This window comes from Roseobacter sp. OBYS 0001 (assembly GCF_019654895.1).
Taxonomy (GTDB): Bacteria; Pseudomonadota; Alphaproteobacteria; order Rhodobacterales; family Rhodobacteraceae; genus Roseobacter; species Roseobacter litoralis.
The window spans coordinates 1-12,344 of record NZ_BPES01000002.1 but is presented as its reverse complement, the minus strand read 5'-3'; the positions used below and the strand labels follow the sequence as shown (position 1 = coordinate 12,344).

The 12,344-nt window shown below is 57.8% G+C and carries 17 protein-coding genes and 1 riboswitch; of the genes, 13 read left to right on the top strand and 4 right to left on the bottom strand.

Translation table 11 applies throughout. From position 1 onward, the window contains the following. The first annotated feature begins 174 nt into the window (after positions 1–174). The 12 genes from K5Q35_RS05530 to K5Q35_RS05475 all read left to right on the top strand — a co-directional run bounded on the left by K5Q35_RS05530 (position 175) and on the right by K5Q35_RS05475 (position 9,711). On the top strand, positions 175–1,089 hold the full coding sequence (locus tag K5Q35_RS05530) for a LysR family transcriptional regulator (protein ID WP_220798784.1): 915 nt from the start codon (positions 175–177) through the stop codon (positions 1,087–1,089). A gap of 512 nt (positions 1,090–1,601) precedes the next feature. Beyond that, a riboswitch (TPP riboswitch) is annotated at positions 1,602–1,705 on the top strand. A gap of 57 nt (positions 1,706–1,762) precedes the next feature. After that, positions 1,763–2,542 carry a bifunctional hydroxymethylpyrimidine kinase/phosphomethylpyrimidine kinase gene (gene thiD, locus K5Q35_RS05525; RefSeq protein WP_220798783.1) on the top strand — a complete coding sequence of 260 codons (780 nt, stop codon included), beginning with the start codon at positions 1,763–1,765 and terminating at the stop codon, positions 2,540–2,542. Further along, a complete protein-coding gene (locus tag K5Q35_RS05520; protein ID WP_220798782.1) occupies positions 2,539–3,519 on the top strand; it encodes an FAD-dependent oxidoreductase in 981 nt (326 codons plus the stop codon). Before thiD ends, K5Q35_RS05520 begins: the two co-directional genes overlap by 4 nt. Further along, on the top strand, positions 3,497–3,694 hold the full coding sequence (gene thiS, locus K5Q35_RS05515; RefSeq protein WP_220798781.1) for a sulfur carrier protein ThiS: 198 nt from the start codon (positions 3,497–3,499) through the stop codon (positions 3,692–3,694). Before K5Q35_RS05520 ends, thiS begins: the two co-directional genes overlap by 23 nt. Position 3,695: 1 nt before the next feature. Continuing rightward, positions 3,696–4,466 carry a thiazole synthase gene (locus K5Q35_RS05510; protein ID WP_220798780.1) on the top strand — a complete coding sequence of 257 codons (771 nt, stop codon included), beginning with the start codon at positions 3,696–3,698 and terminating at the stop codon, positions 4,464–4,466. Further along, entirely contained in the window at positions 4,463–5,059 is a 597-nt protein-coding gene (locus tag K5Q35_RS05505; protein WP_220798779.1) for a thiamine phosphate synthase, read from the top strand. The genes K5Q35_RS05510 and K5Q35_RS05505 overlap by 4 nt, the downstream gene beginning before the upstream one ends. Further along, positions 5,056–6,012, top strand: a complete 957-nt coding sequence (locus tag K5Q35_RS05500) for a HesA/MoeB/ThiF family protein (protein ID WP_220798778.1) — start codon at positions 5,056–5,058, stop codon at positions 6,010–6,012. Before K5Q35_RS05505 ends, K5Q35_RS05500 begins: the two co-directional genes overlap by 4 nt. A gap of 10 nt (positions 6,013–6,022) precedes the next feature. Continuing rightward, positions 6,023–6,958: an ABC transporter substrate-binding protein gene (locus K5Q35_RS05495; protein ID WP_220798777.1), complete on the top strand. Its 936-nt coding sequence runs from the start codon at positions 6,023–6,025 to the stop codon at positions 6,956–6,958. After that, positions 6,955–7,623 carry a thiaminase II gene (gene tenA, locus K5Q35_RS05490; protein WP_220798776.1) on the top strand — a complete coding sequence of 223 codons (669 nt, stop codon included), beginning with the start codon at positions 6,955–6,957 and terminating at the stop codon, positions 7,621–7,623. The genes K5Q35_RS05495 and tenA overlap by 4 nt, the downstream gene beginning before the upstream one ends. Next, a complete protein-coding gene (locus K5Q35_RS05485) occupies positions 7,620–8,321 on the top strand; it encodes an ABC transporter ATP-binding protein (RefSeq protein ID WP_374758586.1) in 702 nt (233 codons plus the stop codon). Before tenA ends, K5Q35_RS05485 begins: the two co-directional genes overlap by 4 nt. Further along, a complete protein-coding gene (locus tag K5Q35_RS05480; protein ID WP_220798775.1) occupies positions 8,318–8,971 on the top strand; it encodes a TenA family protein in 654 nt (217 codons plus the stop codon). The genes K5Q35_RS05485 and K5Q35_RS05480 overlap by 4 nt, the downstream gene beginning before the upstream one ends. Beyond that, on the top strand, positions 8,968–9,711 hold the full coding sequence (locus K5Q35_RS05475; protein ID WP_220798774.1) for an ABC transporter permease: 744 nt from the start codon (positions 8,968–8,970) through the stop codon (positions 9,709–9,711). The genes K5Q35_RS05480 and K5Q35_RS05475 overlap by 4 nt, the downstream gene beginning before the upstream one ends. 433 nt (positions 9,712–10,144) lie before the next feature. Here the strand turns inward: K5Q35_RS05475 and K5Q35_RS05470 are convergent, their stop codons facing one another. From K5Q35_RS05470 to K5Q35_RS05460, 3 genes are all read right to left on the bottom strand, one after another. Next, the gene (locus K5Q35_RS05470; RefSeq protein ID WP_220798773.1) at positions 10,145–10,324 is read right to left on the bottom strand and encodes a hypothetical protein; all 180 of its coding nucleotides are present in this window, start codon (positions 10,322–10,324) and stop codon (positions 10,145–10,147) included. Positions 10,325–10,371: 47 nt separating this feature from the next. Further along, complete coding sequence (locus K5Q35_RS05465; RefSeq protein WP_259650489.1) at positions 10,372–10,479, bottom strand: AraC family transcriptional regulator; 108 nt, start codon at positions 10,477–10,479, stop codon at positions 10,372–10,374. Between the two features lie 213 nt (positions 10,480–10,692). Then, on the bottom strand, positions 10,693–10,866 hold the full coding sequence (locus tag K5Q35_RS05460; protein ID WP_220798772.1) for a hypothetical protein: 174 nt from the start codon (positions 10,864–10,866) through the stop codon (positions 10,693–10,695). A gap of 397 nt (positions 10,867–11,263) precedes the next feature. Between K5Q35_RS05460 and K5Q35_RS05455 the strand changes: the two genes are divergently transcribed. After that, entirely contained in the window at positions 11,264–11,731 is a 468-nt protein-coding gene (locus tag K5Q35_RS05455) for a YbaK/EbsC family protein (protein ID WP_220798771.1), read from the top strand. A gap of 303 nt (positions 11,732–12,034) precedes the next feature. Here the strand turns inward: K5Q35_RS05455 and K5Q35_RS05450 are convergent. Then, a partial coding sequence (locus K5Q35_RS05450; protein WP_220798770.1) for a hypothetical protein occupies positions 12,035–12,344 on the bottom strand: 310 nt, incomplete at its 5' end.

Sequence of the window (12,344 nt, the reverse complement as noted above, 5' to 3'; positions counted from 1 at the left end):
CGTGTTGCACTTCAGGTTTGAAGCAGCGCGGATGCGCCAGTCAGAAAAACTGCGAAGTACATTGTGTCGCTTTCAATGGCTAAGACCGGGTTGATCTCGTTTCGCAGTCGGTATCATCCATGCGCTCGTGAAAGGTCGATTGCCTAAATTCGTCCACCTGCTATACGCTGATGGATGAACTGGCAGGCTATCTCCTTCGATTGGAATCAGGTGCGCGCCTTCCTCGCGGCAGCTGAGGAGGGCTCGTTCAGCGGCGCGGCGCGCGTGTTGAAGACAACGCAGCCGACGATAGGACGGCAGATCGGTGCATTGGAGGAGGCACTTGGCGTGACGCTGGTGGAGCGCAGCGTCCGTGGTCTTACCTTGACGGAAGCAGGGCGCGACCTGATTGAGCACACGCGTACCATGGGTGAGGCTGCGACGCTCATCTCGATGGTGGCCGACGGTAAATCACAGGAAGTCTCGGGTGAAGTTACTGTAACGGGCACAGACCTCTTGTCCGCAGCAATCCTGCCCGGCGCACTCAAGCCGTTGCGACAGACGGCGCCCGGCATCCGCGTCCGCATCCATGCATCAAGCGAGATGCAGAATTTGACACAGCGCGAGGCGGACATCGCGATACGCCACGTCCGCCCAGATCAGCCGGACCTGATTGCACGGCATTTGGGCGACTTTCGCGCCAATCTCTATGCCGCGACTGACTATCTCGATCGCGCAGGTCGCCCGCATACGCCGCGTGATGTGGCGACCCTCGATTTCGTCGGAAATGCTGATCCTGAGCGCCTGATGGCCCCGCTGCATAACATGGGCGTGCCCGTTCGCGCAGAGAGCTTTGTGATGTCGAGCGAGAGCGGTGTCGTCGCATGGGAACTGGTAAAAGCGGGCTATGGCGTCTCGATGCAGCCCGAAACGTTAGGTGAGGCTGAACCGGGCTTAGAAAAGGTCTTGTCGGATTTCCCCTCGCTTGAGTTTCCAATCTGGCTGGTTACCCATCGGGAGTTACAGACCAGCCGCCGTATCCGGATCGTATTCGACCTGCTGGCTCGGGGTCTCACGGACGTTGCGAAGCGCCGAGGTAGCGGCGATTGACAGGTGTAAATGCGCCGAACCCGGAGCAAGTGAGGTCGCATGGCAGTAATTAAAGCTACGCTTGCGAGAGTTCGTTTTGTGCGATGAGTGCACGTTAATGTTGGAAATGCTGCGCAATCGATCAACGCCGCTCCGGGGAAGCTGCAATACGGCAACGGTTCTCGCGATGAACGGCTGGTTGGGGCCGTTCTCAAAGGCCCTTCATCATTGCGTATCGTCGATGCTGCGAAGGTGCCGACGACAGGTTTGAGCTCGCAGCCGACATGCTAGAGTTGTACTGGGCGTGTTTGTAGCGTGAAAAATTCTGCATGCACGAAAAGATCTGCGTTGCGAGGCAGTGCAAAAAGCGGTCATCCGTGTCAGCTTTAGGAAACCGTTTGGCGTCGCGTGACAGAACATGGACGGTCGCGGCCCTTTCTCTTTCGAAGCTCAATTTCGTAAACATTCAGAACAATTCTCCTGAGATCCTTTTAACCATTTGACGCTTCTGCGCGATCAACTTACACGTAGATCTATATCTGTTGGGGTGCCTTTAACCGGGCTGAGATGCACAAGCTGCGAACCCATTGAACCTGAACCGGTTAGGACCGGCGGAGGGAACAGCTCGCGGAACTCGCATCCGTGATGTCCTGCGCCCTTTAGCTTCCTGACCCTTAAACCGAGGGGCTATGACGTGGTAGCAAAGGCGTTAACGATTGCTGGCTCCGACTCTGGTGGTGGGGCTGGTATTCAGGCCGATCTCAAGGCTTTTTCCGCAATGGGTGTTTATGCTGCTTCTGTTGTGACGGCGGTTACCGCACAGAACACCAATGCTGTCACAGCCATTCATCCGATCCCGGATGAGGTCGTTGCTGCGCAGATCAAAGCCGTTCTGGATGATATCGATATTGACGTGGTCAAGATCGGAATGCTGGGCACACCGTCACTGATTGCAGCGGTGGCGGATGCGCTGGCGGGCTATGATGGGCCAGTTGTGCTTGATCCCGTGATGGTTGCTAAATCAGGCGATACTTTGCTGGCCGATAGCGCGATAAATGCGTTGAAATCTTCACTTTTCGGACGCGCGACCCTGCTTACACCCAACCTACCTGAAGCAGCTAAGCTGGTCGGCGAGGGCAGCACGCAGTCGCAGGCGTCCGCCCTTCTCGAACTTGGCGTCGGTGCAGTTTTGATGAAAGGCGGACATGCCGACGCAGAGACCTGCACCGATCATCTTGTCTGGCAAACGGGAACGCAAGCCTTCTCGGCCCCACGAGTGAATACCCGCAACACCCACGGCACGGGATGTTCCTATTCCTCTGCAATCGCTGCGGGCCTGGCGCAGGGTATGGCGTTGAGTGATGCGGTATCGCGTGCGCACACCTGGCTACATCAAGCGATTTTGCGTGCCGATGAATTGCACGTCGGGCGGGGTCATGGGCCCGTTCATCACTTTCATGCGTTTTGGAAGTGAGCGGCCCATTCACCATTCTGGGCGGCGGCGTTTGCGGGTTGGCAGTGACGGCAGAATTGTCGTCACGCGGCGCGCAGGTCACGCTCATTGATCCCAAAGGCGCGCCGGGCGATCATGCCTGTTCTTGGTGGGCCGGCGGCATGCTGGCGCCCGATTGTGAAGGCGTGAGCGCAGAGCCCGAGATCGTGTGCCAAGGCCGCAAAGCTGCAAGGTGGTGGGAAAGCCAAGGCGGGATTGTACATCACGAGGGCACGCTCGTTGTCGCACTTAATCGCGATCAAAGCGATCTGGCAACTTTTGCGCGCCGCGCGCCGACCGCGACATCGCTGTCAAAAACGCAGATCGCTGAGTGCGAGCCGCTTCTGGCCGAACGCTATTCCAAGGCGCTGTTCTTGGCAGATGAGGGACATCTTGACCCTCGCGCGACACTGACCGCGCTGCATGCGCGGTTGGAGCAAAGAGGCGTGGGGTTTGGCGGTAACATCAAAGGTCAGGTGATTGACTGCCGCGGGCTTGCTGCGCGCGATACCCTCACAGATTTGCGCGGCGTGAAGGGCGAGATGCTTGTGGTCCGCTGCCCCGACGCGACGCTGTCGCGCCCCGTCCGACTGCTTCATCCGCGAGTCCCGCTGTATATCGTGCCGCGTGGTGACAGTGTCTTCATGTTGGGCGCAACCCAGATCGAAACCGGCGAACGCGGGCGCGCGACGCTGCGGTCTGTTATGGAATTGATGAATGCGGCCTACGCACTGCACCCCGCTTTTGGTGAGGCAGAGCTATTGGAAATTGGCGTTGATGCGCGCCCTGCCTTTCCAGACAACCAGCCGCGCATCCGGCGGATTGGTGATGTGATTTATGTAAACGGTCTGTTTCGGCACGGTTTTCTGCTTGCACCTGCATTGGCGCAGATGACCTCGGACCTGTTGCTAAAGGGCAAGATACCGGAGGTTTGGTATGAAGATCATCGTGAACGGTGAAGCACTTGAGACCGGCGCGCTCACACTGGCCGCGCTCTTGGATGCCCTGGGGAAGGGTGAGGCCAAAGTGGCCACCTCGCTTAACGAGACGTTCGTGTCCAAGCATCAGCGCGCAGAACATACTCTGCGAGAGGGGGACCGCGTCGAAATTGTGGCCCCTCGACAAGGAGGATAGAATGCCAACTTTCTACGGCACAGAAGTGACATCCCAGCTGATGCTGGGCACCGCGCAATACCCGTCGCCCGCAATTCTGGCGGATGCTTTTCGCCGCTCGGACGCAGGGATTGCCACGGTTTCAGTGCGGCGCGAGGCGGGTGGTGATCAGGCGGGGCAGGATTTCTGGGCGTTGATCCGGGATCTGGGTGTCGCCGTGCTTCCCAACACCGCAGGCTGTTATTCGGTGCGCGAGGCCGTGACCACTGCTCAGATGGCCCGCGATTTGTTCGACACCAACTGGATCAAGCTTGAGGTCATCGGCCACGCCGACACCTTGCAACCTGATCCCTTCGGTCTGGTCGAAGCAGCCGCACAACTGGCCGAGGACGGGTTTGAGGTGTTCCCTTATTGCACCGAAGATTTGGTGCTGTGCGAGCGGCTGGTTGAGGTCGGCTGCAAGGTTTTGATGCCATGGGGCGCGCCCATCGGCACCGGCTTGGGCCTGAATAATATCTACGGTCTGCGCAGCCTGCGCGCCCATTTTCCTGATACGCCACTGGTCGTGGATGCAGGTCTTGGACTGCCCTCCCATGCGGCCCAAGCGATGGAATTGGGCTATGACGCGGTTCTGTTGAATACAGCCGTTTCAAAAGCGGGTGATCCAGCGGCGATGGCGCGCGCCTTTGCTCTGGCGGTCGAAGCAGGCGCGCTGGCCGCCGGTGCTGATCCCATGGATGCACGCGACATGGCGGCGCCGTCCACGCCCGTCTTTGGAAAGGCCATGCTATGACGCTGCCCCGCTTTTACCCGATTTTTGATGATGTGGCCTGGCTGCGGCGCATGCTGCCCTTGGGGGTCAAGCTCGTGCAACTGCGCATCAAAGACCAGCCGCAAGATGCACTGCGCGCCCAACTGACCGAAAGCCGCGAGTTGTGCCGTGCCCATGGTGCACTGCTGGTGGTGAATGATCACTGGCAGCTGGCCATTGATCTGGGCTGCGACTGGGTACATTTGGGTCAGGAAGACCTTGATGCGGCCGATGTGGGGGCGATCCGTTCCGCCGGACTCAAGCTTGGGAATTCGACCCATGACAAAGCTGAACTGGCACGCGCGTTGGCGTTGAAACCAGACTATGTTGCATTGGGCCCGATCTATCCGACGATCCTGAAAAAGATGAAATGGCATCAGCAGGGCGTTGAGAAGCTCAGCGAATGGAGAAACCGTGTGGGCGATATCCCCCTTGTCGCCATCGGCGGGATGAGCACGGACCGCGCACCGGGGGCATTTGACGCCGGGGCGGATGTTGTCTCGGCCGTTACGGACATTACGCTGCACGACGATCCAGAGGGCCGCGTCAGGGAATGGCTGGAGGTCTGCGGATGAGCCGCTATGCCCGCCAGACTGCGGTACTGGGACATGCCGCGCAGGATAAGCTGGCAGGGTCGTCTGTCCTTGTTATCGGTGGCGGTGGTCTGGCCGCCCCTGTGATGCAATACCTTGTGGGTGCGGGTGTCGGCCAAATCCGAATTGCGGATGCAGATGTCATAAGCCTGTCCAACCTGCACCGCCAAACGTTGTTTCGCGAGGCTGACATCGGCTTGCCAAAAGTCGATGTGATTGCAAAGGCGATGGCTGCATTAAACCCTGACACGACCATTGAACCCATTCGCCAGCGCGTCGATCCAGCCAATATTGCAACCCTTTGCGAGGGTATGACACTGATCCTGGATTGTGCAGACAGTTTCGCGGTCAGCTATATCGCGTCTGATTATTGCCTTGGGACAGGTCAGCCCCTTGTCAGCGCCAGCGTCGTGGGTCGCGACGGTTATGTCGGTGGCTTTTGTGGCGGTAAACCGGGGTTGCGCGCGGTTTTTCCCGATCTGCCGGATCAGCTTGGGTCTTGTGATACAGACGGTGTACTGGGGCCAAGTGTCGGTGTGATCGGCAGCCTTCAGGCGCAGATGGCGATCGCAGTCCTGACGGGCGATCCGCACGTCTTGGGGCAGCTTGTCACCTTTGACGCGGGCGGGATGCGGTTTGGGGGCTTCCGCTTTGACACGGCATCAGACCCTGCGCCCAATCCCGCCTTTATCGCCCCGCGCGACATCGCTGCGACTGATTTTCTGATCGACCTGCGCGCAAAAGATGAAAAGGGGCCAATCCTGCGCCAGGCAACGCGCCATGCCGTGTCCGATTTTGGGCCACATGGCCCCACACCTGACGCAAACCAACGTGCCGTTCTGGCCTGTCGGTCAGGCCTGCGTGCCTGGCAGGCGGCGGACCGGCTTTCACAACACTGGCAGGGCGAGATCAAACTTCTCGCTCTCGGAGAGTAAGGAAACCCCTATGAAATACCTCATCACCGCAGCGGCGCTATGTGTCGCGACACCAGCCTTCGCTCAAGACAAGATGACCCTGCTGCTGGATTGGTTCATCAACCCCGATCACGGTCCGATCATCGTGGCCGAAGAGCTGGGCTATTTCGCCGATCAAGGCCTTGAGGTCGAGATCATCCCCCCCGCTGATCCATCTGCCCCGCCGAAACTCGTGGCGGCTGGCCAAGGCGACATCGCCGTCAGCTACCAACCCAGCCAACATCTGCACGTGGCCGAAGGTCTGCCGTTGATCCGTGTGGGCACCTTGGTGGCAACGCCGCTCAACTGCCTGTTGGTTCTGAAAGACGGCCCCATCAAGGAGATCAGCCAGCTCAAAGGCGGCACGATCGGTTTTTCCGTCGCGGGCGTCGAAGAGGCGGTTCTAAGTGCGATGCTGGGTCGCCACGGTGTCACGCTGGATGATGTTGAGATGGTCAATGTGAACTTCTCGCTCAGCCCGTCGTTGATGTCGGGTCAGGTTGACGCGGTCATCGGAGCCTACCGCAATTTTGAGCTGAACCAGATGGAGATTGAGGGCGTTGAGGGGCGCTGTTTTTATGTCGAGGAAGAGGGCGTACCGACCTATGACGAATTGATCTACGTGGCGAACCCCGACCGGATGGATACCGATCAGATCCGCCGCTTTTTGCGTGCGACGGAACTGGCGACACAATATATCGTCAATAACCCGCAGGCATCGTGGGAGCTGTTCAAAGGCTACGCGCCTGAGCTGGACGACGAACTGAACGCAAAGGCGTGGGTTGACACGCTGCCGCGTTTCGCACTGCGCCCTGAAGCGCTGGATGAAGGGCGCTATACACGGTTCGAAGCGTTTCTTGCCGAGAGTGGTCTGGTTGAGGGCACGCGCCCTGTCTCGGCCCTTGCCGTCGATCTGGGGGCAGAATGACCTACGGTAAAACCTTCGCGGCCTTGCGGGATAACACGCCTGTCTGGCCCGCCTATACCCGTCATGCATTTGTGCAGGGCTTGGGCGACGGTACGCTGCCTCACGCCGCCTTCCTGCATTATCTGAAACAGGATTACGTCTTTCTGATCCACTTTTCGCGCGCTTGGGCTCTGGCGGTGACCAAGGCAGATACGGTCGCGGAAATGCGTTTGGCTGCTGGTACGGTGAACGGGTTGATCAATGAGGAACTCGCGCTGCATGTCAAAATCTGCGCAGAGGCTGGAATTGATGAGGCGACGCTGTTTGCCACGCAGGAACGGCAGGGAAATCTGGCGTACACCCGCTATGTGTTGGATGCGGGCCATTCCGGCGATCTGTTGGACTTGCTGGCGGCCTTGGCCCCTTGTGTCATGGGCTACGGTGAAATCGGCACTCATTTGGCCGCCACCAAGACTTCGGACACCTACGCCGACTGGATCAACACCTATGCCAGTGCCGAGTACCAGCAGGTTTGCCACGATGTGGGCTTGCTGATTGATGGGGCAGTTGCGCGGCGCATCGGCAATGATCCGGCGACCAGCCCCCGTTGGGCCAGTCTTCAGGCGCGGTTCGCGATGGCGACACAGCTGGAGGTCGGGTTTTGGGATATGGGACTTGATCCGTGAACCAGCCCTTGCGAATGGCAGGATCGGCGACGATCGACGGTACGCCGATCTTTACGCAGCTCGACTTGACCCTGACACCGCAGAGCTGGACCTGCCTGTTGGGAGCAAGTGGCGTGGGCAAATCCACGGTGCTGCGCCTCTTTGCGGGGCTGGCCGAGGGCGTTACCTTTGACGGGACCCTCAGCGATCCCGGTCGCGTTGCCATGATGGCGCAGCAAGATTTGTTGATGCCCTGGCTGAGCGTGTTGGACAATGTCATGCTTGGCGCGCGATTGCGGGGGGAGCGTCCGGACAAGGACCGAGCCCGCGACAGGCTTGTTCAAGTGGGCTTGGCAGATCATGCTGACAAACTGCCACGCGCCCTGTCAGGCGGCCAACGTCAACGGGTGGCATTGGCCCGTACCTTGATGGAGGACCGCCCGGTTGTGTTGCTGGACGAACCGTTTTCAGCGCTCGACGCGCTGACCCGTGCGCAGATGCAGGAACTGACAGCAGAGCTGTTGACGGGCCGCACAGTGTTGCTGGTCACCCATGACCCGAACGAAGCCGCGCGATTGGGCCAGAAAATCCTCATCATGACCCCATCATGCCTTGTCGAGGTTGCTGCCCCCCACACCACCATTCCGCGCGACATCTACGCACCGGATGTCGTGCGCACGCAAACAGATCTGTTTGATCAACTTCGGAGACCGACATGAGCGCAACACAATATCTGCAATCGCTTGTGGCACAGGATTGGCACGCCGCTACACATCACGCGTTCACCAATGCCTTGGCCGATGGGACCCTGAGGCGTGAAAAGATGGCAGGTTATTTGCAACAGGACTACCAGTTCATCGATGGGTTTGTGCGGCTTTTGGCATCCGCCGTGGCCCATGCGCCCACACTGCAAGATGCCGTGCCCGGTGCGCAATTTCTAGGCGTGATCTGCGGACCGGAAAACACCTATTTTCTGCGATCTTCACAAGCCTTGGAGATTTCGCTGAGTGCGCCGGCAGCCCCTGAGACGATCGCGTTTCAACAGCTGATGGATCAAGCCCGCCGCTCGGGCCGCTATGAGATTATGCTGTCGGTTCTCGTGGTTGCCGAATGGATTTATCTTGATTGGGCCACCCCGGTTGAAGGCCGCGCAGATGATCTGCCGTTTTGGCTGGGTGAGTGGATAACCCTGCATTCAGGCGATGGATTTGCGCAGGTCGTCGCCTATTTGCGCGATCAACTGGATATTGTTTGGGAGGCGCTTGACGATGACGCCCGCGAAGATGTCACTGCGACCTTCACCGAAGCGGTGCGTTTGGAGCGCGCGTTCTTTGATGCCTCCTGGGCTGGCTTTGTGGTCGCAAAATGACCAGATGGCGGGCAGGCCTGGCGGCGACATGTCTGGTGTTGGTGCTCTGGCAGGCGGTGATCTGGGCCACGGGTGTCGCCCGTTTCATCTTGCCGCCCCCTGCGCTGGTCGGGCAGACAATCTGGGAAAGCCGCGCACTTCTGACGGAGCATGCGTTGGTCACGATGGCCGAAGTGCTCATCGGCCTCATGCTGGGTGCCGCACTTGGGTTCGTGTCAGCCATCGGGCTGGTCGCATCCCCAACGGCACGCGCGCTGGTGCGTCCTATCTTGGTGTTCAGCCAAGCAGTGCCGGTGTTTGCATTGGCACCTATCTTGACCCTTTGGCTGGGCTTCGGTCTTTGGTCCAAGGTCACGATGGCCATAATCATCATTTACTTTCCCGTCACGTCGTCCTTTTTTGACGCCCTGATGCGCACGAACCGCGACTGGATCGGTTTGGCCAAGGTGATGGGCGCAAGTCCAGCGCGCATTATGTGGCACATCAGGATTCCCGCAGCCTTACCAGGATTTGCATCCGGCTTGAGGCTCGCGGCGGTTTACGCCCCCATCGGTGCGATCATTGGTGAATGGGTCGGTGCCTCAAAGGGCTTGGGGTATCTTATGCTTTTGGCCAATGGCCGGGCCAAAACAGACCTTATGTTTGCCGCCCTGATCGTGCTTGCAGTTCTGACGGTCCTGCTGCACGCAGCCGTTAACAAATTGTGCGAAAAGACATTGGACCGCCCGGAAGGGCCTTGATCGGCGCACATTTAAAGCCGCATTCGTTAACAAGTCCGCTTGTGTATGCTGCTTCAGCGAAAATGGAACGGCCAAAGGCAACTCTCCCCACTCTCCTATGATCGATCCCGGTTACGGCGAAAGATCCATTTGGAATCCACCAGTATTGCCATGGTTGAACGTCCCTTCTTGGCAAATTTCCCGCTCAGCAACGGTTCTCGCCCCGAGTGTGCATAAGGCTTCTGCGCCAGCAATAGCTGCACCTGCATGGGTCCGTTTTGTTCGCGAACTGTTGTTTGACTTGAACTCTGATTTCGCAATCGCAGCGAATGAGGCCAGCGCGCCATGCACTTGAGGCTGGTCTGATGCGCTTAGACATCTCTGCGTGTCGAACCGCTGTACGCAATGCTTTGTAGGCAAGGCAGATGAGATAGGCTGCGCCGGTCAACCGCACTTAGGTCATCACATCGCTCATCTGGGCCATAATCGCCGCCAGCCCATAGGCAGTCGCCGTTGAAAGGGCGATGGAGGCGCACGCGATGCCGAAAGCTGTCACGAGAGAAGGAAATTGGCCTTGGCGCGTTGCAATGGCCAGAATTAACCTGATGGCAGGCCCCGGTGATAGAACGCCCATGAACTGGCTAGACCATCCAAGTGCAAGCTGTGGCAATTATTCGATCATCAGTTGCTTGATGCCCGCTCACAATATGCCGCAGGCGTCATTCCAGTTTGAGCCTTAAACGTCCGTGTCAGATGGCTCTGGCAAGAAAACCCACAGTCTGCAGCGATCTCGGCAATGCCGTTGTTTCCAAACAGTGCACCTTTGTGCGCCTCACCTGATGCGGCGCGAGCCCCCGTCGCAGTGCTTTCTGTCGTTCCGGCAGGCTATAGATCAGCTCCGCCAATGCACTATCCGCCGTAAGCAGATCATTCGCCGCACGGCACGCATGCGTTGCTTCAAAGGAGCGGAGACTGTGGGCGCATCCTCATACATAAATTCGATCAGATCGAAGGCTCGGGCATCTCGATCATGAATTCGGGAAAGCCACGCGCGAAGAGGTTCATCCGGCCGGACGACATGCAGGAACCGGCACGGCGATATGATTTGCCAATCGGATGTCTAGTTTTTTGGCACGACACAGATTGCTCCTCGGCGACCAGAAATGCCACCGGCATCGAACCTGCGTGTTCCTGTTCCCCCCTGCAAGTATAGCCTGAATGTGGCCACGTGGCTTGTCATAGAGAATTCGGTCGTTGTTGTTTTGCCAGATTGTCACTGTGCGGCCCAAGCCGAGATCGAGTTGGCTATATGCGAAAGCAGTCGGGGAAAGCTCCAAGTAATCTGACACGGTGGTTGGCATAGTTCATTGCAATCAAGAAAAACTGCCCACGCTGGTGAAGCGAAAGCTTGAGCACAGAAAACCGCAAGATCGAGCAAGCCAGAAGCTGTTGAGCAATGATATCGTCGAAATTCAATGTGGGTCGCTCATTGGTGACCGATAGCATACTATTAATGAGACGGTCCGTTGATGATCGCCGTCGCTTGTTTTCGCGCAAACCGTAGGGAGGTCAAATGTCAAAGAGTGTCAAACGTGTAACTGAAGCAGCGCAAACACTAGGTCTGAATATATCGATTCAAACGATGCCTGATTCCACCAGAAGCGCTGCCGACGCGGCCAATGCTTGTAATTGTGAAGTCGGTCAGATTGTGAAGTCTTTGATTTTTGAGGGTGAGAACTCCAACGCACTCAAATTGGTTCTTTTGGGTGGTCATCACGATCTCGATCTGAAGAAAGCCAAGGAAATCTTCGGCGAACCGTTGACGCGCGCTGATCCAAAGCGTGTACGGTCTGAGACGGGTTTTGCCATTGGTGGTGTTGCACCAATTGGACACCTTGAGACACCTGAGGCGTGGATTGATGCGAACCTGCTCAATCACAAGCAAGTCTGGGCTGCCGCAGGCACTCCAAACTCGGTCTTCAGCGTTAACCCCGAGCACCTGATGCGGGCGATTAACGCCCAAATATTCACAAACTCATAGTTCTGAGAGACGAACACCGCCGCCCTGCTCTTCATTGCGGTGCTGATTTGGGGAACAAGCTGCGTTTCGATAGCGCTTCAAATTGGTCCCGTATCGGTCGGCGTTTCAGTCTTCTATCCAATGACATTAGCGGCGCCGCTTCTGCTCGCAGTCCTCGCAGCCACTAAACGGCTCACGTTGCCTGCCCCATGGTGGTTTGTGATCCTTCAAGCGATCTGCTTGTTCAGTCTAAACTTCGTCGCGCTACGCAACGCGGCGGCCCTTATACCTTCTGGCCTGCTGTCGGTTGTGTTTTCGCTGGCTTCAATCTTCAACGCAGTGAACGCACGTATGCTCTTTGCGGAGAAATCCCCTTTTCGGGTCTTCAACCGCTCGTTTGTGGAACGGGTTATTGTAGTCTCGGAGGCCAAGTTCAAAGCCACCGAAATCAATGACCCTTCCGAGCATTCCCAGCTCTTTTTTGACCGACAAGGGAGCGACCTTTTCCCGTTGCCACCTTGCTTTTCCCGGAGACGACATGTGGTCACGAACCTTTCGTGCATGCTCCCGCGATATGTCCTGACCTGCTCCCCTGAAAAGTCCGGTGTTTTGAGTTAGCCTGTTCTCCAAGTAA

Coding starts and splice junctions, on each gene's coding strand:
- K5Q35_RS05530 (WP_220798784.1), top strand. CDS start 175: ATGAACTGGCAGGCTATCTCCTTCGATTGGAATCAGGTGCGCGCCTTC.
- thiS (WP_220798781.1), top strand. CDS start 3,497: ATGAAGATCATCGTGAACGGTGAAGCACTTGAGACCGGCGCGCTCACA.
- K5Q35_RS05510 (WP_220798780.1), top strand. CDS start 3,696: ATGCCAACTTTCTACGGCACAGAAGTGACATCCCAGCTGATGCTGGGC.
- K5Q35_RS05505 (WP_220798779.1), top strand. CDS start 4,463: ATGACGCTGCCCCGCTTTTACCCGATTTTTGATGATGTGGCCTGGCTG.
- K5Q35_RS05500 (WP_220798778.1), top strand. CDS start 5,056: ATGAGCCGCTATGCCCGCCAGACTGCGGTACTGGGACATGCCGCGCAG.
- K5Q35_RS05495 (WP_220798777.1), top strand. CDS start 6,023: ATGAAATACCTCATCACCGCAGCGGCGCTATGTGTCGCGACACCAGCC.
- tenA (WP_220798776.1), top strand. CDS start 6,955: ATGACCTACGGTAAAACCTTCGCGGCCTTGCGGGATAACACGCCTGTC.
- K5Q35_RS05480 (WP_220798775.1), top strand. CDS start 8,318: ATGAGCGCAACACAATATCTGCAATCGCTTGTGGCACAGGATTGGCAC.
- K5Q35_RS05475 (WP_220798774.1), top strand. CDS start 8,968: ATGACCAGATGGCGGGCAGGCCTGGCGGCGACATGTCTGGTGTTGGTG.
- K5Q35_RS05470 (WP_220798773.1), bottom strand. CDS start 10,324: ATGGGCGTTCTATCACCGGGGCCTGCCATCAGGTTAATTCTGGCCATT.
- K5Q35_RS05460 (WP_220798772.1), bottom strand. CDS start 10,866: ATGCCGGTGGCATTTCTGGTCGCCGAGGAGCAATCTGTGTCGTGCCAA.
- K5Q35_RS05455 (WP_220798771.1), top strand. CDS start 11,264: ATGTCAAAGAGTGTCAAACGTGTAACTGAAGCAGCGCAAACACTAGGT.